Origin of the sequence: Spirillospora sp. NPDC048819, assembly GCF_040650055.1 — a bacterium.
Taxonomy (GTDB): domain Bacteria; phylum Actinomycetota; class Actinomycetes; order Streptosporangiales; family Streptosporangiaceae; genus Spirillospora.
The window spans coordinates 14,890-35,189 of sequence record NZ_JBEZGN010000045.1; the positions used below are offsets into that span (position 1 = coordinate 14,890).

Genomic DNA, 20,300 nt, shown 5'->3' on the forward strand with positions numbered 1-20,300 from the left:
CCGGCCAGCAGGGCACCGAGCCCGCGGTCCGGCCCATCACCCAGCGCATCGCCGAGGAGATCGGTGTCGGCGAGGGACAGGTGCGGGTCGCGGTGGACCTGCTCGACGGCGGGGCGACCGTCCCGTTCATCGCCCGCTACCGCAAGGAGGCGACCGGCACCCTCGACGACGCGCAGCTGCGCGCGCTGGAGGAGCGGCTGCGCTACATGCGCGAGCTGGACGAGCGCCGCGCCGCGATCCTGGAGTCGATCGAGTCGCAGGGCAAGCTCGACGACGCGCTCAAAGCCCAGATCATCGCGGCCGACTCCAAGGCGCGGCTGGAGGACATCTACCTCCCGTACAAGCCGAAGCGGCGCACCAAGGCGCAGATCGCCCGCGAGGCCGGTCTCGAACCGCTCGCCGCCCTGCTGCTGGACGACCCGTCCCACGATCCGCAGGCCGCCGCAGGCGACTACGTGGACGCGGACAAGGGCGTCGCCGACGCGGCCGCCGCGCTGGAGGGCGCGCGGGCCATCCTCGTCGAACGCTTCGCCGAGGACGCCGACCTCATCGGCGCCCTCCGCGAACGCATGTGGAACCGGGGCCGGGTGGTCTCGCGGGTCCGGGACGGCAAGCAGGAGGCGGGCGCGAAGTTCTCCGACTACTTCGAGTTCGCCGAGCCGTTCACGAGGCTGCCCTCGCACCGTGTCCTCGCGCTGTTCCGCGGCGAGAAGGAAGAGGTCCTCGACCTCGACCTGGAGCCCGAAGAGGCACCGGAGGAAGGCGCGCGCAGCTCGTACGAGGTGGAGATCGCGCGCCGGTTCCGGATCACCGACCAGGGCCGTCCGGCCGACAAGTGGCTGTCGGACGCCGTCCGCTGGGCGTGGCGCACCCGCATCCTCGTCCACCTCGGCATCGACATGCGCACCCGGCTCCGGCAGGAGGCGGAGGACGAGGCGGCCCGCGTGTTCGCCGCGAACCTGCGCGACCTGCTGCTCGCCGCGCCGGCCGGGACCCGGGCGACGATGGGCCTGGACCCCGGCCTGCGCACCGGCGTCAAGGTCGCCGTCGTGGACTCCACGGGCAAGGTCGTCGCCACCGACACGATCTACCCCCACGAACCCCGCCGCAAGTGGGACGAGTCGATCGAGACGCTCGCCCGCCTCGCCCGCGAGCACAAGGTCGACCTGGTCTCCATCGGCAACGGCACGGCCTCCCGGGAGACCGACAAGCTCGCCGCCGACCTGATGGCCCGGCACCCCGACCTCAAGCTCACCAAGATCATGGTGTCGGAGGCCGGCGCGTCGGTGTACTCGGCCTCCGAGTACGCCGGACGCGAACTGCCGGGCATGGACGTCTCGCTGCGCGGCGCCGTCTCCATCGCCCGCCGGCTCCAGGACCCGCTCGCCGAACTCGTCAAGATCGACCCGAAGTCGATCGGCGTCGGCCAGTACCAGCACGACATCTCCGAGGTGAAGCTGTCCCGGTCGCTCGACGCCGTCGTCGAGGACTGCGTGAACGCCGTCGGCGTCGACGTCAACACCGCGTCCGCGCCGCTGCTCACCCGCGTGTCGGGCATCGGCGACGGGCTCGCGGAGAACATCGTGGCCCACCGCGACGCCAACGGCCCGTTCCGGACCCGCGGCGGGCTGAAGGACGTCCCGCGGCTCGGCCCGAAGGCGTTCGAGCAGTGCGCGGGCTTCCTGCGCATCCCCGGCGGGGACGACCCGCTCGACGCCTCCAGCGTGCACCCGGAGGCGTACCCGGTCGTCCGCCGGATCCTGGACGCGGCCGGCAACGACATCAAGGCGCTCGTCGGCAACACGGCCGCGCTGCGCTCGCTCAGGCCCGCGGACTTCGTCGACGACACGTTCGGGCTGCCGACCGTCACCGACATCCTCGCCGAACTGGAGAAGCCCGGCCGCGACCCGCGCCCCGCGTTCAAGACCGCCACGTTCAAGGAGGGCGTCGACAAACTCGCCGACCTCGAACCCGGCATGATCCTTGAGGGCGTCGTCACCAACGTCGCCGCGTTCGGCGCCTTCGTGGACGTCGGTGTCCACCAGGACGGGCTCGTCCACATCTCCGCGATGTCCGACAAGTTCGTGTCCGATCCGCGTGATGTCGCCAAGCCCGGCGACATCGTCCGCGTCAAGGTCCTGGACGTCGACCTGCAGCGCAAGCGCATCTCCCTCACGCTCCGGCTGGACGACGAGCCCGGTGGTGGCAAGCAAGGTGGAGACAGGCAGGGCGGTGGCAAGCAGGGCGGTGACAGGCAGAGCCGCGACAGGCAGGCCGGTGACGGGCAGGGCGGCGACAGGCAGGGCGGCCGTGACCAGCAGGGCGGCGGCCGGCGCGGTGAGCAGCGCGACCGGGGCGGCCGCCAGAACCGCGGCGGCGGACGAGGCGGCCAGGGCGGCCAAGGCGCCGGTCAACGCGGAGGCCAGGGCGGAGGCCAAGGCGGCGCACGCGGCGGGCAACGCGGTGGCGGACGCGGCGGCCAGGGAGGCGGCGACGCCCCCGGCGGCGGCGCCATGGCCGACGCCCTCCGCCGCGCGGGCCTCGACAAGGGCCTCCCCGCCAAGGACCGCAAGAACCGCTGAGTTGTGGCGTGTCGCCCTTAACGCGGCCTCAAGGGCGACACGCCGCGACGAACATCGGACGGACGCGCGGGCGGGCGCGCGGGCGGACGCGCGGGCGGGAGCGCGGGTGGGGGGAACCGGTCAGTCGCTGAAGCCGCGCCAGCGTCCGTCGTTGCCCGTCTCCGTAGGGCTCTGCGGGCGGACGGGCCGGCGCGGCGGCCGCGGCTCGGCCCCCGGCCGGTTGTACGGGCCCTGGCCGAGCGGGTCGTGCGCGTACGGGGAACGCTGCGGCGGTACCGGCGGGTGCCGAGTGCCGTCCTCGGCCCACTCCCCGTCCCCGGGGAGCGGCTGGTCCGCATGGCGGAACTGCGGCCCCCCGAGCGCCGGCCCGCCCACCGCGGAACCGCCGAACGGGTCGTTGGCGGAAGCGGCGGCCTCGCCGGAGTCGCGGGGCTCCTCCGCGACGGGCCTGTGCCGGGGGAACTGCAGGACGGCGATCGCGCCCAATGTCAGCGCGCCCAGCCGCATCGCGGAGTACGCCGCGTCCCGCGGCCACGGCTCCTCGTACATGAACGTGCCCATCGCCAGCAGGTAGGTCTTGGCGCTGACCGTCATCACGGTCGCCACGATGGACACCCGGCAGCGCTGGAACGCCATGACCATGATCCCGAACCCGATGGCCGCCGCGATCACCGTCAGATACGGCCACGGCGTCAGCGCGATCCGCAGGCTGGTGGCGTCGGCGTGGTCGCTCCAGCCCTTGATCGCCAGCTCGGCGGTGCCGACCGGGAAGCCCGAGCTGAGCCCGTAGGCGATCCCGGTGACCGGGCGGGCGTGCCGGCCGTCCGGCCGGTAGTCGCCGAGCACCAGGATGAGCACCGGCACCAGCACCGCCGGGGCGACCACCACCGCGATCTTCCACAGCGGCGCGTCCGCCGAGCCGATCGGCTCGTCCCCGCTGAGCGACGCGGTGAGCAGCAGGATCGCCGCGCCGATCAGCACCACGCTCAGCCACTCGCGCGGGGTGAGCCGCTCCCCGAAGAACACCAGCGCGATCAGCAGCAGTGGGACCATGCCGGACATGAAGATCGGCACGGCGGTGGACAGCGGCAGCATGCTCAGGGCGAGGATCTGCAGGCCGAGGCCGCCGAGCACGAACGCGAGCGCGATCAGGAAGATCCAGTTGCTCACGATCGTCCAGATCATGTGCAGGATGCGATTGCCCCGGAGCGGGGCCATCCGGTCCGCCGCCAGTTTGAAGACGGCGAACCCGAGGTAGTAGAGACCGGTCGCACTGAAGGCCGCAGCTATCCCGTTCATCCCGGACGAGTATGGGGGTTCCGATGGGTTATGTCACTGCCCGTGCGGGATCGTTGACGCGGATTCGCCGGTCTTGTGGGCGTCCGATGTCCGCACACGGCGCCGCTACCCCATAGACTTGGCCGCGCGAAGGCGCGGAGCCGTATTCGGCGTGCCCGCGCCGCTGAGAGACTGACCGGCTGAGTGACGACGCAGACGGACCGGGTATCGGGCCCGTAGGCGTGCAGGCCGAGGGCTCGCAGGCAACAAGCTCGAAGGCAAGAAGAAGTACGCGTCGAACGCCGCGGCCGAGACAGCGCCCGATCAAGGAGACCTACCCCAGTGAAGACCGATGTCGAGGAGCTGACCCCCACGCGGGTCAAGCTCACCGTCGAGGTTCCGTTCGACGAGCTCAAGCCGAACCTCGACAAGGCGTACAAGGAGATCTCGCAGCAGGTGCGGATCAAGGGCTTCCGGCCCGGCAAGGTTCCCGCCCCGCTGATCGACAAGTACGTCGGCCGGGGTGCGGTCCTGCAGGAGGCGGTCAACGACGCGCTTCCCGAGCTGTACGGCCGCGCCGTCGAGGAGTCCGAGATCTTCGTGCTCGGACAGCCCGAGGTCGAGGTGACCGAGCTGGAGGACGGCACCCAGTTCGCGTTCACCGCCGAGGTCGACATCCGGCCGAAGTTCGAGGTGCCCGACTACGACGGCCTCGAGGTCGTGGTGGACGACGCCGAGGTCACCGACGAGCAGGTCGACGAGACGATCGACAACCTGCGCGAGCGGTTCGCGTCCCTCACCAACGCCGAGCGGGCCGTCGAGGAGGGCGACTTCGCCACCGTCGACCTGGTCGCGCGGATCGACGGCGAGGAGATCGAGGACGCCTCCACCAGCGGCTACTCCTACGAGGTCGGCAGCAAGTCGGCCGTCGAGGGCCTGGACGAGGCGCTCATCGGCCTGGCCGCCGGCGAGGACAAGACGTTCACCGGCACCCTGGCCGGCGGTGAGCACGCCGGCGAGGAGGCCGAGATCACCGTCACCGTGCAGGGCGTCAAGGTGAAGAACCTGCCCGACCTGGACGACGAGTTCGCCCAGCTCGCCAGCGAGTTCGACACCATCGGCGAGCTCCGCGACGACGTCCGCTCGCGGCTCGGCCGGCAGGTGAAGATGCAGCAGCTGTCCGATGCGCGCGACAAGGCCCTCGAAGCGCTGCTGGAGAAGGTCGAGATCCCGCTCCCCGACAAGGTCGTGGAGGAGGAGATCGGCCGCCGCAACCAGCAGCTGGAGCAGCAGCTGCAGATGGCGGGCATGACCAAGGACGACTACCTCTCCGGCGAGGAGAAGACCGCGGAGGAGTTCGACACCGAGGTCGCCGACGCGGCCCGGCTCGCGGTCAAGGGCGGGTTCGTGCTCGACCAGCTCGCCGTCCAGGAGGAGCTGAACGTCGAGAACGAGGAGCTCAGCGAGTACGTCGTCACGCAGGCGATGCAGATGGGCGTGCAGCCGCAGCAGCTCGCCGAGTACCTCACCCAGAACAACCAGCTCCCGGCCATCGTCTCGGAGGTGCTGCGCAGCAAGGCGCTGAACCTCGTCGTCGAGCACGTCACCGTCAAGGACGAGTCCGGCAACGAGATCGACGTCGAGGCCGTGCAGCGTGAGCTGAACGGCGAGACGGGCGAGACCGTCCAGGCCGAGGACGCCGACGGCGCCCAGGACACCGACGGCACCGAGGACGCCGAGACCGCCGGGGACGCCGGGGAGGAGCCCGCGCAGACGGCTGAGGACTCCGCAGCGGAGGCCCCGGCCGCCGACGCGAAGGACGCGCAGGACAAGGACTCCTAGGTCGTCCTGGACGTTCTCTGAGCATCGGGCACGCGCCCCGCATCCGGTCACCGGGTGCGGGGCGTCTGCTTTGGGGGCGGCTGCTCGGAGGAGTGCGAGCCAAGGGGGCGGAGCGGTGTGAAACGGGTGTGGGAGACGTCCCCGGGGGGATGTCGCCTTCATGAAGATCGCCGGGAGTGTCGGGAGGCATCCGGTGCCGCGCGGGTACGCCCCTGGCGAAAAGGCGGCCCCCCGGGCTTAAGCAAGCCCGTACGCGCGTTAATGTCCAATCATCCGAACCGATTAAAAAGGACCGGAGGAACACCGGTGAGCATGCCTCCGACTTTCGACGAGTCGTCGCGGATCCAGGCGCGGGTCGCCGAGGCGCCCCTGTCGCCTCTGGGCGACCAGCTGTTCCAACGGCTGCTGCGCGAGCGGATCGTCTTCCTCGGCCAGCAGGTCGACGACGACATCGCCAACCGCATCTGCGCCGAGCTCCTGCTGCTGTCGGCCGAGGACGGCCGCCGCGACATCACTCTCTACATCAACTCGCCCGGCGGCTCCGTCACCGCCGGCATGGCGATCTACGACATCATGAAGTACGTCCCGAACGACATCGTCACGGTGGGCATGGGCCTGGCCGCGTCGATGGGCCAGTTCCTGCTGTGCGCCGGGACCACGGGCAAGCGCTACGCCCTGCCGCACGCGCGCATCATGATGCACCAGCCGTCCGGCGGCATCGGCGGCACGGCCTCCGACATCAAGATCCAGGCAGAGCAGATGCTCTACGTCAAGAAGACGCTCGCCGAGAAGATCGCCGAACACACCGGCCAGTCGCTCGAGCAGATCGAGCGCGACTCCGACCGCGACCGCTGGTTCACCGCCGACGAGGCCAAGGACTACGGGCTGGTGGACCACGTGGTTCTCAGCGCCACCCAGGTGCCCTCCGAAGGCACCGTCTCCTGACGACCTGTTCACTTATCGGAGGCACACAGTGAGCGACCACATCCGACCCGGCTTCAGCGATCCGGTCCGGCCCGGCGTCCAGGCGGGCGGCTCCCCGGCGCCGGCGCAGAGCCGCTACATCATTCCGTCGTTCGTCGAGCGCACCACGTACGGGGTCAAGGAGATGAACCCGTACAACAAGCTGTTCGAGGAGCGCATCATCTTCCTCGGCGTGCAGATCGACGACGCGTCGGCCAACGACGTGATGGCCCAGCTGATCACGCTGGAGTCGATCGACCCCGACCGCGACATCAGCATCTACATCAACTCGCCCGGCGGCTCGTTCACCGCCATGACGGCGATCTACGACACGATGCAGTTCGTCAAGCCCGACATCCAGACCGTCTGCATCGGCCAGGCCGCCTCGGCCGCGGCGGTGCTGCTCGCGGCGGGGACGCCGGGCAAGCGGGCCGCGCTGCCCAACTCGCGGATACTGATCCACCAGCCCGCGACCGAGGGCACCTACGGCCAGTCCAGCGACATAGAGATCCAGGCGCGCGAGATCATGCGGATCCGCGAGCTGCTGGAGAGCATTCTGGCCGAGCACAGCGGCAGGAGCATCGACGAGGTGCGCCGCGACATCGAACGCGACAAGATCCTCACGGCGGACGAGGCGAAGGACTACGGTCTCATCGACGATGTCTTCGCCAGCAGGAAGCGCAAGGCCGAGGTAGTGTCGTCCTGAGACGACACGAGGACGCGGAGGTCCCCGAGCCCGGCCGCCACACTTCCGGGCGAGGGGCTTTCCAAGTCCGTTGGAGGCGGTAACGTCGAGTCCAACGTCGAGAGCCTTCGGGACGCAACCGAGCTGCGCCGCATCCTCCAGGGCGGGCGGCCCCACGAAAAGGAGACAGTTGGGTGGCACGCATCGGCGACGGTGGTGATCTGCTGAAATGCTCGTTCTGCGGGAAGAGCCAGAAGCAGGTCAAAAAGCTCATCGCGGGTCCGGGCGTGTACATCTGCGACGAGTGCATCGATCTCTGTAACGAGATCATCGAGGAGGAGCTCTCCGAGACCTCCGACCTCAAGTGGGACAACCTGCCCAAACCGCGGGAGATCTACGAGTTCCTGGACTCCTACGTCATCGGGCAGGACACGGCGAAGAAGGCGCTGTCCGTCGCCGTGTACAACCACTACAAGCGGATCCAGTCGGGTGACACCGGCAGGGACGACCCGGTCGAGCTGGGCAAGTCCAACATATTGCTGCTGGGCCCCACCGGATCGGGCAAGACGCTGCTCGCGCAGACGCTCGCCAAACTCCTCAACGTCCCGTTCGCCATCGCGGACGCCACGGCGCTGACGGAGGCCGGATACGTCGGGGAGGACGTCGAGAACATCCTCCTCAAGCTGATCCAGGCGGCCGACTACGACGTCAAGAAGGCCGAGACCGGGATCATCTACATCGACGAAGTCGACAAGATCGCCCGTAAGAGCGAGAACCCCTCGATCACGCGGGACGTCTCGGGCGAGGGCGTCCAGCAGGCTCTGCTGAAGATCCTCGAGGGCACCACCGCGAGCGTCCCGCCGCAGGGCGGCCGCAAGCACCCCCACCAGGAGTTCATCCAGATCGACACCACGAACGTGCTGTTCATCTGCGGCGGCGCGTTCGCCGGCCTGGAGAAGATCGTCGAGTCCCGGGTCGGCAAGCAGGGCATGGGCTTCGGCGCTCAGATCCGCTCCAAGTCCGACTTCGAGGAGTCGTCGGCCGTGTTCGGCGAGGTGATGCCCGAGGACCTGCTGAAGTTCGGGTTGATCCCCGAGTTCATCGGCCGGCTCCCGGTGATCACCTCGGTGCACAACCTGGACCGCGAGGCCCTGATCAACATCCTCACCGAGCCGAAGAACGCGCTGGTGCGCCAGTACCACCGCCTCTTCGAACTCGACGGCGTCGACCTGGAGTTCACCGACGACGCGCTGGAGGCGATCGCCGACCAGGCGATCCTGCGCGGTACCGGCGCGCGCGGCCTGCGCGCCATCATGGAGGAAGTGCTCCTGTCGGTGATGTACGAGGTGCCGAGCCGGCAGGACGTCGCCCGCGTCGTCATCACCCGCGAGGCCGTCCTGGAGCACGTCAACCCGACCCTCGTCCCCCGGGACCGCCCCAAGCGCGAACCGAGGGAGAAGAGCGCCTGAACAGAACACCCGAACGCCCCCGGCCGCGGGGGCGTTCGCGTGTTCCAGGCCACGCGTCTGCGGGCCGTCAAAGACTTTGCAGCGGCGCCTCGGCCATGCACGCGAGCGCGGTGGGCCGTACCGCGATCAGCGCGCGGTTTCGCCGAGGCCGGCCTCGCGGGCGAGGACGATGGCCTGCGCGCGGTCCGCGACGTGCAGCTTCATGAAGATGTTCGACACGTGGTTGCGGACGGTCTTCTGGCTGAGGAACAGCGTCCCGGCGATCTCGGCGTTGCTGCGGCCCTGCGCGATCAGTTCGAGGACCTCCCGCTCGCGCTCGGTCAGCTCCGGGAACGCGGCCCGCCGCGGGTCGGGCATGTCGGTGAAGTAGGTCAGCACACGGCGGGCGATCTCGGGCCCGTAGATGGCCTCACCCGCCGCGACGGCCCGCACGGCGCGGGCGATCTCCTCGGCGCCCGACTCCTTCAGCAGGTAGCCGCGGGCGCCGGCGCGCATCGCCGCGAAGACCGAGTCGTCGTCCCGGAACATCGTCAGGACCAGCACGCCGATGCGCGGACTGGTCCGGGTGATCGTGCGGGTGGCCTCGATGCCGTTGCCGCCCGGCATGTGGAGGTCCATCACGACGACGTCCGGCTGCAGTTCGGCGGCGAGCCGCACCGCCTCCGGCCCGTTCTCGGCCTCGCCGACGACCTCCACGCCCAGCGCGTGCAGCAGCCCCTTCAGGCCCTGCCTGAACACCGGGTGGTCGTCGGTGATGAGGACCCGGATGTTCTCGGTCATCTACGCCCGCCTCTTCCCGGTCGAAGGACGATGATACCCGGCGGCGGTCTCCGCGGCGGCGAGCGGCAGGCGGACCGAGACGACGGTCCCGCCGCCGTTGCGGGACGTGATCGTGCAGCTGCCGCCGAGCTCGGCGGCCCATTCCTTCATCGCGGCCATCCCGCGCCGGGACCTCGGCTGGCCGCCGTTGCGGGCCAGGTCGGGCAGGCCCGGCCCGGTGTCGGCGACCACGAGCCGGAAATCGGCGTCGCGGGACAGCCGGACCGTCGCGGTGCTCCCGGGCGCGTGCAGCCGGACGTTCGTCAGCGCCTCCTGGACGATCCGGTACGCCGCCACCTCCACCGCCGCGGGCAGTTCCAGATGCTCGCCGTCGAACCGCACGTCCACCCGTTCGCAGCAGCCCTCGGCGAACGACTCGATGGCGGCCACGAGCCCGAGGTCGTCCAGGGCGGGCGGGCGCAGCCCGTGCGCGAGGTCGCGGATCTCCCCGACGGCCGTCGCCAGCCGGTCCCGGACGTCCGACAGCAGCGGTTCCATCCGCTCCGGCTCGCCGGCGAGCGTGATGCGCGCCGCGTCCAGCGACATCGCGAGGCTGGCCAGCGTCGGCCCGAGCCCGTCGTGCAGGTCGTGCCGCAGCCGCCGCCGTTCCTCCTCGCGGCTGGCGAGGATCCGCTCCCGCGAGCGCTGCAGGTCGGCGGTGAGGCGGCGGAGGTGAGGGATGGTCGCGGCACGTGCCGCCACGGCCCCCGCGGTGAACGCGCCGGCCAGCACGGCGGCGCGTGCCAGTACCGCTCGCATCCCGTCCCTCTCCTTCCGCCCCGCCGTCGCGGGCGTTCACCATCACCCTTTCCGGCGGGGCGACCCGGTGTCAGGGGACCTGTGTCCCGACCCTCACGGGAAAACGCTCTCAGGGAGCGGGCCGCCGCGCGAACACGCGTCCGGCGCCTCCGTTCGGGTCAGTCCTCCACGTCCGCGCGGAGCCGGCGCGTGATCTCCGCGACCTCGTCCCTGGCATAGGTGGTCGTGGGCGTCAGAGCACCCGGCTCCGGGGCCGGCGCGACCCAGCCGACGCTGCCGGCCGTCGACCACACGCACAGGGCGGTTTCGCGGATCTTGGGGTCCGCCAGGCTGGGAGGCGGATTGTAGATCGTCGAGCAGGCCATCTGCCCGTCGGCGCCGTTCGTGCCGGCGATCGTCGTCAGCGTGAAGACGGCGGCGGCCCCCCATCTGTCGTCCATCGTCTTGGTGAGGTTGGTTCTGAGCTTGTCGGGCTCGAACGAGCCGGTCCCCCCGACGAACAGATAGCGCTCGGCGCCGGAGCCGTATACGCCGATCCTCGGATTCCCGCGGGGACCGAAGCCCGACGCGATCCCGATGGCCTTCAGGGCGTCGATCTGCTCGGCGAACGCGCCGCCCTGGACGTCCTCGCGATCCATGCCGCCGGCCCGGGAGGGGGTGGTGATCGTGTGCTCCTTCTCGGCGTTCAGCAGGATGACCGCGCCGACGCCGATCGCGATGAGCACGGCGAGACCCGCGGCGGCCAGCCCGATGACCAGCCCCCCGGACGACCGCCGGGCGGGCGGGTAGGGCGTGCCCGGGCCGGGCGGGGCGCCGTGGGGGACGCCGCTCGGGGGCATGCCGCCCGGGGGAGGAGGGGGATTCCAACCGCTCATGTCGACTCCTTCGACGAGGCCGGGCGAGCGGTTGGGAGCAGGATGCCCGCCGCTGGGGTTTCCGTTCAATGGACGCACCGCCGGCACCCCGCGTTCCGGCGTTACTCCTAAAATAGGACGGGCATGGGGCCGGGGCGGGGAGTTCTGGTGTTCCGGTCCCCGTAGAATCGTCAGCCGTGACACAGCCCAGCACTGAGCGCGGCCAGGGGGCCGCCGCGGACGTCGACCTGCCCACCCAGTACCGACCGGCCGATGTCGAGGGCCGGCTCTACGAGCGGTGGGTATCGGAGGGGCTGTTCACCGCGGACCCGGGGCGCGCCCCCGACCGGCCCCCGTTCTCGATCGTGATCCCGCCGCCGAACGTCACCGGCTCGCTGCACATGGGGCACGCGCTCGACCACTCGATCCAGGACGCCCTCGTCCGGTGGCACCGGATGCGCGGCCACGAGACCCTGTGGCTCCCGGGCATGGACCACGCCGGCATCGCCACCCAGAACGTCGTGGAGCGCGAGCTGGCCAAGGAGGGCGTGTCGCGGCACGACCTCGGGCGCGAGGCGTTCATCGAGCGGGTGTGGGAGTGGAAGACGGAGTCCGGCGGCCGGATCCTCGGCCAGATGCGCCGGCTCGGCGACGGCGTCGACTGGACGCGCGAGGCGTTCACGATGGACGACGACCGTGCCACCGCCGTCCGGACGATCTTCAAGCGGCTGTTCGACGACGGGCTGATCTACCGGGCCGAGCGCATCATCAACTGGTGCCCGCGCTGCCTGACGGCCCTGTCCGACATCGAGGTCGAGCACGAGGACGTCGACGGCGAGCTGGTGTCGATCCGGTACGGCTCCGGCGAGGACGCGATCGTCGTCGCGACCACGCGGGCGGAGACGATGCTCGGCGACACCGCCGTGGCCGTCCACCCCGGGGACGCCCGGTACGCGCACCTGATCGGCCGGGAGATCGAGCTCCCGCTGACCGGCCGCCGCATCCCCGTCGTGGCCGACGAGCACGTCGATCCCGAGTTCGGGACGGGCGCGGTGAAGGTGACCCCGGCGCACGACCCGAACGACTTCGAGATCGGCCGCCGGCACGCGCTGCCGTCCCTGTCGGTCATGGACGAGCGCGGCGTCGTGACCGCGTCCGGCCCGTTCGAGGGGCTCGACCGGTTCGAGGCGCGCCCGGCGGTCGTGGCGGCGCTGCGCGAGCAGGGCCGGATCGTCAAGGAGGTCCGCCCCTACGCGCACTCGGTCGGGCACTGCCAGCGCTGCGCCACGGTCGTCGAGCCGCGCGTGTCGCTGCAGTGGTTCGTGAAGGTCGAGTCGCTGGCGCGGGCCGCCGGCGACGCCGTCCGGGACGGCCGCGTCACGATCCACCCGCCGGAGATGGCGGCCCGCTACTTCGAGTGGGTCGACAACATGCACGACTGGTGCATCAGCCGGCAACTGTGGTGGGGGCACCGCATCCCCGTCTGGTACGGGCCCGGCGGCGAGGTCGTCTGCCCGGGCCCCGGCGAGGAGCCGCCCGCCGGCTGGACGCAGGACACCGACGTCCTCGACACCTGGTTCTCCTCGGCGCTGTGGCCGTTCTCCACCCTGGGCTGGCCCGACGAGACGGCGGATCTGAAGCGGTTCTATCCGACGTCGGTGCTGGTCACCGGGTACGACATCCTGTTCTTCTGGGTCGCCCGGATGATGATGTTCGGGCTGTACGCGATGGACGGCGTCCAGCCGTTCGACACCATCGCCCTGCACGGGATGGTCCGCGACCAGTTCGGCAAGAAGATGTCCAAGTCGTTCGGGAACGTCATCGACCCGCTCGACTGGATCGACGAGTACGGCGCCGACGCCACCCGCTTCACGCTGCTGCGCGGCGCGAACCCCGGCGGGGACGTCCCGGTGGCCGAGCAGTGGGCGCAGGGTTCGCGCAACTTCTGCAACAAGCTGTGGAACGCGACGCGGTTCGCGCTCATCAACGGCGCGCACGTCCGCGGGGACATGCCCGCACAGGTGTCGACCGTGGACGCCTGGATCCTGTCGCGGCTCCAGTCCGTCATCGCCGAGGTGGACGCGTACCTGGAGGGCTACGACTTCGCCAAGGCGTGCGAGACGCTCTACCACTTCGCGTGGGACGAGGTCTGCGACTGGTACGTGGAGCTGGCGAAGGTCCAGCTGGCCGACGAACGGGCCGAGGGCACGCGCCGTGTCCTGGGCGAGGTCCTCGACAAGCTCCTGCGGCTTCTGCACCCGGTGATCCCGTTCGTCACCGAAGAGCTGTGGATCTCCCTGACGGGTGCCGGCACCGTCGTCACCGCGCCGTGGCCGGCCGCCGAGCCGGCCCGCGCCGACCGGGCGGCCGAGGCCGTCGTCGAGTCGCTGCAGCGCCTGGTCACCGAGGTCCGCCGGTTCCGCGCCGACCAGGGCCTCAAGCCGGGCCAGAAGGTCGCCGCGACGCTGGAGTGGGGCGCCTCGCCGCTGTCCGCGCACGAGGAGGGCGTCCGCTCGCTGCTGCGCCTGACGGAGCCGGGCGGCGGTTTCTCCGCCACCGCGTCCCTGCCGGCCGAGGGCGTCACCGTCCGGCTCGACACCGCCGGGGTCATCGATGTGGCCGCGGAGCGCAAGCGGCTGGAGAAGGATCTCGCCGCCGCCCGCAAGGAGGTCGAGCAGGCGTCCCGCAAGCTCGGCAACGAGGCGTTCATGGCGAAGGCGCCCGAGGCCGTCGTCGCCAAGAACCGGGAGCGTCTCGCGCAGGCCGAGGCCGACATCAGCCGGCTGGAGTCGCAGCTGACCGCCCTTCCGGCGGGCTGACAGGGGAGCTGACCCGGCGAACGGTCGGCGTGCCCCGTCCGTCGCGGTTACGATCCGGGGTGTGCCCCCGGGGCTTGCCGGCAGCCGAACGATCAGGAGCGCAATGGCCGAATCACCCCCTCGGTCCGACACGCAGGACTCCGCGTCCGGCGATGACCTGAACCCACCCCAGGTCGTCGAGGACGGGGACGTACCCCGGCGGGCCCGCGGCGCGCCGGAACCCTGGGGCGGCTCACGTCCGTGGTGGTCGGCGGACTCCGGCGACGGCACGGGCCCGCACCCGATGCCGGGGCCCGCGAACAGGTCGGGAGCGCATCCGATACCCGGCGGGACGGGGCCCCACGGTGTCCTGCGCGACGGCACCGGCCCGCAGGTCGTGATCTCGGACGGCACGGGCGGCCACCCCGTCGTCACGGGCGGGTCCGGCGCGCATCCGGTGATGCCCGGCGGGTCCGGCGCGCATCCGATCATCCCCGGCGGGACGGGCCCGCTGCCGGCGGTTCCCGGCCAGGCCCGGCCGCCGGGTGCGCCGGCTACCGCCGGGAGACGGCGGATTCCCAGGTTCCTGCTGGTCACGGGAGCCGCCACGGTCGCGGCCGGTGTCCTGATGGTGGGCGTGCTGGCGTTCCGGATGGACGGCGGCGGCACCGGCGGGGGCGGCAAGAAGGACGCCCGCACCACCGGCGTCCCGGCGTCCGGCAAGGTGATCGTCGCGGGCGCGGTGGCCGGCGGGCTGCGCAAGGACGCCCTGACCGCGCCCCAGGCGAGCGCCGCGTACCCGTTCGTCGCGGCGGCGGTCCAGGCGGCCGGGGTCCCGGTCGCGAAGGGCGGCCGGGGCGTCTACGGCGAGGAGACCGCCGGGCCGGTCAACGTCCTGTTCATGGGCGGGACGGGCCCCGTCGGCAACCCCGAGACGTTCCTGCAGAAGGTGCAGCCCACGACGTTCATCGCCGGGCAGGACGCCGACCCGGGCCGCAAGGGCGGGAAGGCCGTGTGCGGGACGTTCGCCGTCCTCGCCGACACCCACACGTTCTGCGCGTGGGCGACGCGGGACTCCTTCGGGATCGTCGCCTCCAACCGTCCCACGCTGAGCCCGCAGTTCCCGCTGATGGCCGACGTCATGCGCCGGATCAGGAACGACGTCGAGAAGCCGCGGTGAGGAAGAGCCGTTCGGTGTCGGCGCCCACCACCCCGAGGACGAGCCCGGTGAAGTAGCCGGTGCCGAGGACGGCCACGCGGTGCCCGAGCGTGGCGAGGGACTCGGGCGTGATGGCGTCGGCGCCGACGACGTCCCACGCGGACGGCAGCGGGCGGGTGAAGTGCAGGTGCGGCAGCGGCAGCCGGACGAACGTCACGGGCAGCCCGCCGAGTTCGGCGACGGCCCCGTCCAGGTCCTTGTGGTCGGGGAGGCAGACGACGGCGTGGTCGATCGTCCCCCAGGCGCACCGCGCGGCCGCGAGGGCGGCGGCGACGCCCGTCCGGTCGACGGCGGAGTCGATGAGCAGCCTGGTCGCCGAGCCGGGCACGTTGTGCCAGGAGAGCCGCCCCGGCAGGACGACCGAGGACAGCACGTCCCGGAGCGGCCCCGCCGGGGGCTCGGCCACTCCCGGGAGCCGCCGGGCCGCGGCGACGCCCAGTTCGGCGTTGCCGCGCCCCAGCCCGGCGGGCAGCAGCTCCGCCGGGAGCCCGCTGCCGCCGGGTTCCACCCGTTCCACGGCCCCGAGCGCCTCGGTGACCTCGGGGGACTGCGGCGCCGACAGGACCACCGTCTCCGGGCCCGCCACGCCGCGCTTCTCCTCGGCGATCTGCGCCGGGGTGTCGCCGAGCACGCCGGCGTGCTCGCGGAAGACGGGCGTGATCGCGGCGACGGCCGGCGGGAAGAGGGCGGCCTCGTCCGACCGCCCGCCCATCCCCGCCTCCAGGACGATCGCGTCCGCGCCGGTGCGCCGCGCGTGCAGGACGCCCGCGAGGGTGAACAGCCCGGACGGCGACAGATAGCCGTCCGAGGGCGGCGGGAGCGTGGCGACGGCCTCGTCGAGCGCGTCCGCGAGGGAGGCCAGTTCCGCTTCGGTGACGGCGCGGCCGTCCACCCGGATCCGGTCGCGGTCGGTGCGCAGGCCGGGGCTCGTGACGGTGCAGACACGAAGGCCGGCGGCCGCGAGGAAGGCCGACGCGTAGAGCGCCGCGGTCCCCTTCCCCTTGGATCCGACGACGGTCAGAACGGGCGCGTCCGGCGCGAGGACGTGCAGGGCGCTCGCCAGGGCGCGGGCCCGTCCGATGTCGCGGGTCTCGCCAGGGGCGCGACCGTCCCATTCCCGGAAGAACACGTCCATGTCTCCAGTGTGGGCCCGGACGGGACCACCGGCACCGCCGAGTAGGCTCTGTGACCGTGAGTCAGCCATCCCAGCCGTCCGGATATCAGCGCGCAGTCGGCGCGATCATGGCCCGCGGGGTCGAGTGGGAGATCGATCCCACCCTCGACCGGATCCGGGACCTGGTCGACGTCCTGGGCGAGCCGCACCGCGCCTATCCGGTGATCCACATCGCCGGGACCAACGGAAAGACCAGCACCGCACGGCTCGTCGAGTCGCTGCTGCGCGAGCGCGGGCTGCGCACCGGGCTGTTCACCTCCCCGGAGATGAACACGCTGCGGGAGCGGATCGCGATCGACGGGGAGCCGCTCAGCGAGGAGCGGTTCACCGAGGCGTTCGAGGACGTGCTGCCGTTCGTCCAGCTGGTCGACGGCAAGCACCAGGCGGGCCTGTCGTTCTTCGAGGTCCTCACCGGCATGGCGTTCGCGGCGTTCGCGGACGCGCCGGTCGACGTGGCGGTGGTCGAGGCCGGCATGGGCGGCGTGTGGGACGCCACGAACGTGGCGGACGGCGCCGTCGCGGTGATCACCCCGATCGGGCTGGACCACACCCGCTACCTGGGCGACACGCTGGAGGAGATCGCCGGGGAGAAGGCGGGGATCATCAAGCCGGAGTCGGTCGCGGTGCTGGCGCAGCAGCCGGTCGAGGCGGCCGAGGTGCTGCTGCGGCGGGTCGTGGAGGTCGGCGCCGCGGCGGCGCGCGAGGGCGTCGAGTACGGGGTGCTCGACAGGGACGTCGCCGTGGGCGGCCAGATGCTCGGCCTGCGCGGCCTGCACGGCGTCTACGACGAGATCTTCCTTCCGCTGTTCGGCGACCATCAGGCGAGCAACGCCGCGACGGCGCTCGCCGCCGTCGAGGCGTTCGCGAGCGGCGCGCCGACCAGGGGAGAGGCGAACCTGGAGGCCGCGACCCGCATCGCGGCGGGCGAGTCTTACATCGGCGGCGAGGAGGGGCAGCTCGACCCGGCGCTGGTGCGCAGCGGCTTCGCCAAGTCGGCGTCCCCGGGACGCCTCGAAGTGGCCCGCACCGGCCCGACCGTCCTGCTGGATTCGACGCACAACCCGGCGGGGATGGCCGCGACCGTCGCCACGATCACCGAGTCGTTCGGTTTCACCCGGCTCGCGGGAGTCCTCGCCATCGCCGCGGACAAGGACGTCGCCGGCGTCCTCGACCAGCTCGAACCCGTCCTGGCCGAGCTGGTGGTGACCCGAAACTCCTCGCCGCGCTCGATGCCGCCCGAGGAACTGGCCGAGCTGGCCGGGAGCGTCTTCGGCCCCGAGCGGGTCCATCTCGAGCCCCGCCTGGACGACGCGATCGACCGGGCGATCGGCCTCGCCGAGGAGACCGGCGAGTACCGGGGCGCCGGCGTCCTGATCACCGGCTCGGTGGTCACCGCCGGGGACGCCAGGACGCTGCTGCGCGTCGCGGAGGGACGGTGACCGGCATGAGCTCGGCGAAGGCGGCGAACCCGGCGCGGAGGCTGTTCGCCGCGATCCTGGCCTGCGAGGCCATCGTCATCGCGCTCGCGATCCCGGTGGCGGTGACCGTGCTGGACGTGGACGGCGGCACCGCCGGGGCGGTGTGCGGCGGGCTGGCCGTCGCCTGCCTGGTGATGGCGGGCCTGCTGCGCTTTCCCTGGGCGGTCGCGGCCGGAAGCGTCCTGCAGGTGCTGATCATCGCGACCGGGTTCATGGTGCCGGCCATGTTCTTCCTCGGCGTCGTCTTCGGGGCGCTTTGGGCGACGGCCATTTGGATGGGACGCAAGGCGGCGGCGGTTCAGGCACGCTAAATTCGCGGGGAAACGGCAAGCCTTCCATCCGCCGATCCGGCAATTCGAGCGAGTGCGTTAATTCCGACATTATTCCCTTTTGGGAAATGTGCGTCCGGTGGATGGCCTCGACTCTGCGAAGGAGCAGGCCGTGTCCCCGCACGCACACGACCACCGGCCCGCGGCCCTCGGCACCCTGCTGCTGACGTTCACCGCGCTGCCCGCCGCCGTCCTGACGGTGCCCGACGCCGCCTTCCACGTCGTCCCCGCCGCGGCGAGCGCCCTCGAACTCGGCGACGCCGAGATCGCCGGCCTACTGCGCGCCACCGGGCTCACCCTGACCGCGCTCCTGCTCGCGGTGCCGCTCGCCGCCGTGGCCGCGCGCCGGTTCCGCGCGTGGGCCGTCCTCATCGCCGGCCTGGCCGTCCTGCTGGCCGGACTGGCCGCCGTCCGGTTCGTCGACTCGGTGCCCCTTGTCGCGGCGGTCCGCACCGCGCAGGGCCTGGGCGCGGGCATCGTGGTCCCCGCCTCTCTCGTCCTGGTGTGGGAGCGCGGGGGCCGGGTCCTGGCGGCCGCCTGGGCGGGCGCCCTCGCGGGCACGCTGATCCTCGCCATGCCGCTCGCGCTGGAGGCCGTCCCGATGCCCGCCGAGGGTACGGCCGTCCCCGACTGGCGGGTCGCGCTCGCGCCCGTCCCGTGGCCCGCCGCTGCCGCCGCCGTCGCCGCACCGGCCTACCTGCTCCTTCGCCGGCGCGTCCCGTGGACGCTGACCGCCGCCCGGCGCGCCGAACGCGCCCAGTTGCTCCTCCCGTTCGTCCCGGCCGCGGGCTTCGCGTTCCTCGCCGTCGTCGCCGCGCAGGACTGGTCGCCCGGCGCCCGGCTCGTCGTGGCGGGGCTCGCGCTGCCCGCCCTGCTCGGCCTCGCCCTCGCCGGCGGCCGGGACGCCACGGCCGGCAGCCCGTTCGGCTGCGCGATCGTCATGATCGCCGTCGGGCTGCTCTGCCACCCGGTCGCCGGGCCGCTCGCGGGGCTCGCCTCGGTCACCGCCCACGCGCGCGAGGACGCCGCGGGCGTGCCGCTGCTCCCGGCCGCCGCGGCCGCCGTTGCCGCGCTCGCCGGCGCGCTCGCCTCGACCCGCCTGCGTGCGCGCCTCGCCGTCCCGGCCGGGTACTGCCTGATGACCGCGGGCGTGCTGCTCGGCCTCGCCGCCCCCCCGCACGACCCCTGGGCGCCGCTCCTGCCGCTCGCTCCGCTCGGCGCCGGCGCCGGGCTGGCCCTCGCCGCCTCCCTGCGGGACGCGGGCGTCGGCGCCGCGCTCTTCGGCCTGTCGCTGTGCTTCCCGGCGCTGCTGACCGGGCAGCTGCTCGTCCTGTCACTGCAGGCGTCCCGGCTGGAACGGCTGCGGCCGGCGACCGGGGCGCAGCAGGCCGCCGCGCTGCTCGACGCCTACCACGTCTGGCTCCTGATCGCCGCGGCCGCCGCCGCCCTGCTCGCCGCCGCCACCGCACGCGTGAGCGCGCGGTGCGCCGGCACGACGACTGCGACGCGCACCGGAAAGGCGGCCGCAACGCCGCGAGCCGGGTAGGATTCGCGCGCTGCACCTTCCGAATTCTTCGAGGAGAACCACCCGTGTCCGAGCGCACTCTCGTCCTTGTCAAGCCCGACGGCGTCCGCCGCGGCGTCATCGGTGAGGTCATCTCCCGCATCGAGCGCAAGGGCCTGGCGCTCGTCGCGCTGGAACTCCGCACCCTGACCCGCGAGACGGCCGAGACCCACTACGAGGAGCACGCCGAAAAGCCGTTCTTCGGCGATCTGGTCGAGTTCATCACCGGCGGCCCCCTCGTCGCCATGGTCGTCGAGGGCCCGCGCGCCATCGAGGCGTTCCGGTCCCTGGCCGGCGCCACCGACCCGGTGAGCGCCGCCCCCGGCACCATCCGCGGCGACCTCGCCCTGGAGATCGGCGAGAACATCGTCCACGGCTCGGACTCCACCTACTCCGCCGACCGCGAGATCAAGCTCTTCTTCCCCGACCTGGGCTGAGTTCGATTCCGGCCCGGGGAACCAGCCCCGGGCCAGACTTCTTTTTGGTC

Annotated in this window: 16 protein-coding genes; 11 read left to right on the forward strand and 5 right to left on the reverse strand. The window is 72.1% G+C overall.

Annotated elements, in window-relative coordinates; translation table 11 throughout:
* Window positions 1–35: 35 nt before the first annotated feature.
* Window positions 36–2,582, forward strand: coding sequence for a Tex family protein (locus AB0C35_RS39610; RefSeq protein ID WP_358467639.1), 2,547 nt, complete (start codon window positions 36–38; stop codon window positions 2,580–2,582).
* A 120-nt stretch (window positions 2,583–2,702) separates the two neighbouring features.
* Here AB0C35_RS39610 and AB0C35_RS39615 read toward each other — a convergent pair whose 3' ends face one another.
* Window positions 2,703–3,881, reverse strand: a complete 1,179-nt coding sequence (locus AB0C35_RS39615; protein WP_358467547.1) for a DMT family transporter — start codon at window positions 3,879–3,881, stop codon at window positions 2,703–2,705.
* Window positions 3,882–4,202: 321 nt separating this feature from the next.
* Between AB0C35_RS39615 and tig the strand changes: the two genes are divergently transcribed.
* The 4 genes from tig (at window position 4,203) to clpX (ending at window position 8,819) form a co-directional block, all read left to right on the forward strand.
* Complete coding sequence (gene tig, locus AB0C35_RS39620; RefSeq protein ID WP_358467549.1) at window positions 4,203–5,702, forward strand: trigger factor; 1,500 nt, start codon at window positions 4,203–4,205, stop codon at window positions 5,700–5,702.
* A 312-nt stretch (window positions 5,703–6,014) separates the two neighbouring features.
* Window positions 6,015–6,647 (forward strand): ATP-dependent Clp protease proteolytic subunit, encoded by a 633-nt coding sequence (locus AB0C35_RS39625; RefSeq protein ID WP_239067243.1) that lies wholly within the window; start codon window positions 6,015–6,017, stop codon window positions 6,645–6,647.
* A gap of 28 nt (window positions 6,648–6,675) precedes the next feature.
* Window positions 6,676–7,371, forward strand: coding sequence for an ATP-dependent Clp protease proteolytic subunit (locus AB0C35_RS39630; RefSeq protein WP_358467551.1), 696 nt, complete (start codon window positions 6,676–6,678; stop codon window positions 7,369–7,371).
* A 173-nt stretch (window positions 7,372–7,544) separates the two neighbouring features.
* The gene (gene clpX, locus AB0C35_RS39635) at window positions 7,545–8,819 is read left to right on the forward strand and encodes an ATP-dependent Clp protease ATP-binding subunit ClpX (protein WP_358467553.1); all 1,275 of its coding nucleotides are present in this window, start codon (window positions 7,545–7,547) and stop codon (window positions 8,817–8,819) included.
* A 126-nt stretch (window positions 8,820–8,945) separates the two neighbouring features.
* Here the strand turns inward: clpX and AB0C35_RS39640 are convergent, their stop codons facing one another.
* The 3 genes from AB0C35_RS39640 to AB0C35_RS39650 all read right to left on the reverse strand — a co-directional run bounded on the left by AB0C35_RS39640 (window position 8,946) and on the right by AB0C35_RS39650 (window position 11,272).
* Window positions 8,946–9,599 carry a response regulator transcription factor gene (locus AB0C35_RS39640; protein WP_358467555.1) on the reverse strand — a complete coding sequence of 218 codons (654 nt, stop codon included), beginning with the start codon at window positions 9,597–9,599 and terminating at the stop codon, window positions 8,946–8,948.
* Window positions 9,600–10,397, reverse strand: a complete 798-nt coding sequence (locus AB0C35_RS39645; protein ID WP_358467557.1) for a sensor histidine kinase — start codon at window positions 10,395–10,397, stop codon at window positions 9,600–9,602.
* Between the two features lie 158 nt (window positions 10,398–10,555).
* Window positions 10,556–11,272 carry a hypothetical protein gene (locus tag AB0C35_RS39650; protein ID WP_358467559.1) on the reverse strand — a complete coding sequence of 239 codons (717 nt, stop codon included), beginning with the start codon at window positions 11,270–11,272 and terminating at the stop codon, window positions 10,556–10,558.
* A gap of 176 nt (window positions 11,273–11,448) precedes the next feature.
* Here AB0C35_RS39650 and AB0C35_RS39655 point away from each other — a divergent pair, with 176 nt between their 5' ends.
* Complete coding sequence (locus AB0C35_RS39655) at window positions 11,449–14,070, forward strand: valine--tRNA ligase (RefSeq protein WP_358467561.1); 2,622 nt, start codon at window positions 11,449–11,451, stop codon at window positions 14,068–14,070.
* A 103-nt stretch (window positions 14,071–14,173) separates the two neighbouring features.
* Window positions 14,174–15,229, forward strand: coding sequence for a hypothetical protein (locus AB0C35_RS39660; RefSeq protein ID WP_358467563.1), 1,056 nt, complete (start codon window positions 14,174–14,176; stop codon window positions 15,227–15,229).
* Here AB0C35_RS39660 and AB0C35_RS39665 read toward each other — a convergent pair.
* Entirely contained in the window at window positions 15,201–16,403 is a 1,203-nt protein-coding gene (locus tag AB0C35_RS39665; protein ID WP_358467565.1) for a hypothetical protein, read from the reverse strand. The genes AB0C35_RS39660 and AB0C35_RS39665 overlap by 29 nt on opposite strands.
* A gap of 107 nt (window positions 16,404–16,510) precedes the next feature.
* Here AB0C35_RS39665 and AB0C35_RS39670 point away from each other — a divergent pair, with 107 nt between their 5' ends.
* The 4 genes from AB0C35_RS39670 to ndk all read left to right on the forward strand — a co-directional run bounded on the left by AB0C35_RS39670 (window position 16,511) and on the right by ndk (window position 20,250).
* The gene (locus tag AB0C35_RS39670; protein ID WP_358467643.1) at window positions 16,511–17,881 is read left to right on the forward strand and encodes a folylpolyglutamate synthase/dihydrofolate synthase family protein; all 1,371 of its coding nucleotides are present in this window, start codon (window positions 16,511–16,513) and stop codon (window positions 17,879–17,881) included.
* Between the two features lie 5 nt (window positions 17,882–17,886).
* Complete coding sequence (locus tag AB0C35_RS39675; RefSeq protein ID WP_358467567.1) at window positions 17,887–18,231, forward strand: DUF4233 domain-containing protein; 345 nt, start codon at window positions 17,887–17,889, stop codon at window positions 18,229–18,231.
* 130 nt (window positions 18,232–18,361) lie between these two features.
* Window positions 18,362–19,795, forward strand: coding sequence for a hypothetical protein (locus tag AB0C35_RS39680; protein ID WP_358467569.1), 1,434 nt, complete (start codon window positions 18,362–18,364; stop codon window positions 19,793–19,795).
* 44 nt (window positions 19,796–19,839) lie between these two features.
* A complete protein-coding gene (gene ndk / locus AB0C35_RS39685; RefSeq protein ID WP_358467571.1) occupies window positions 19,840–20,250 on the forward strand; it encodes a nucleoside-diphosphate kinase in 411 nt (136 codons plus the stop codon).
* The last annotated feature ends 50 nt before the right edge of the window (window positions 20,251–20,300 follow it).